This is a genomic window from Rhodococcus maanshanensis NBRC 100610 (assembly GCF_001894865.1).
Lineage (GTDB): Bacteria > Actinomycetota > Actinomycetes > Mycobacteriales > Mycobacteriaceae > Rhodococcus_G > Rhodococcus_G maanshanensis.
This window is the reverse complement of record NZ_BCXA01000086.1, coordinates 1-1,237: the sequence shown is the minus strand read 5'-3', so window position 1 is coordinate 1,237 and position 1,237 is coordinate 1. Positions and strand designations below refer to the sequence as shown.

Annotated in this window: 1 protein-coding gene; it reads left to right on the top strand. The window is 63.1% G+C overall.

Going from position 1 to position 1,237, the window contains the following annotated elements; translation table 11 throughout:
- The first annotated feature begins 78 nt into the window (after positions 1 to 78).
- Complete coding sequence (locus tag RM1_RS25775; protein WP_072754434.1) at positions 79 to 1,224, top strand: DDE-type integrase/transposase/recombinase; 1,146 nt, start codon at positions 79 to 81, stop codon at positions 1,222 to 1,224.
- The last annotated feature ends 13 nt before the right edge of the window (positions 1,225 to 1,237 follow it).

Below are 1,237 nucleotides of genomic sequence, written 5' to 3'. Positions count from 1 at the left end.
CAGTTGATGTCTCAGGACATCGTGAACACTGAACGGCCCACCCCGTGACAATCGGGGATGGGCAGAACAGGGTTTTCGATGGATCCAGAGTTCGTGTCCGCGATCGTCCGCGCAGCAGGCGGCGAGAAGGTCAACATCGCCGCCTTCTGCAGAACCCACTCGATCTCACGTACGACGTTCCACAAGTACGTTGCACGGTTCAAGGCCGAGGGAGCGGACGGGTTCACCAGACGTTCCACCGCCCCGCACACATCACCGACCCGGACGTCGGCGGTGCTGTGCGAGGCGGTGGTCCGCGCCCGTAAGGAACTCGACGACGCAGGACTCGACAACGGACCGCAGAGTATCGCCTGGCGACTCGAGTCCCTCGGATTCGATCCGGTTCCGTCGCGGGCGACGGTGTACCGGATCCTCCTCGACCACGGCCAGATCGTCGCTCAGCCCCGTAAACGACCCAAGACGAGACGCCGGTTCGAGTACTCCGATCCCGGTGGGTTGTGGCAGATCGACGGCATGGAGCACTACCTGTCCACCGGTGAGAAAGTCTGTGTCCTGCAGATACTCGACGACCATTCCCGGTTGGACGTCGGCTCGTGCGCCGCGGTCGGTGAGAACGGGGCGGAAGCCTGGCGGGCACTCGAGCAGGCCTTCGCCGGCTACGGATTGCCGGTTCGAGTGCTCTTTGACAACGGTCGTGCCTTCTCGGCCAAGCACCGTGGCGGGACCTCCGCCCTCGAACGCACCCTCGCCGCGCTCGGGGTGCAGACAATCACCTCGTCCGTTTATCACCCGCAGACCTGTGGGAAGAACGAACGCGCGCACCAGACACTGCAGAAGTGGCTACGCAAGCAACCGGCACCCGACACCCTCGAGGAGTTACAGGGCCTCCTCGAGCAGTACCGGGTGGTCTACAACAACCGACGCCATCAGAGCCTGGCGGGGAAAACTCCGCAGCAGCGTTACGACGACAAACCCACAGTCGCAGCTACTCCGGAGCCCAAGATCAGGCACGGTGAGGTCGCTCGGTCGATCTCGCACACCGGCATCGTCCAGTTCGACGGTCATTCGATCTCCCTGGGCAGAGCATGGGGAGATCGAACGGCGGTGCTGCATTGGCGAGGCGACGACGTCACCGTCATGGTCGGTGACGTCGTCGTCCGTCAGCTCACCCTTGACCGGTCGGTTAAGTTCCAACCATTGGCCGCACTGTCCATGAAGTCCTGAGACAGATGTGTTC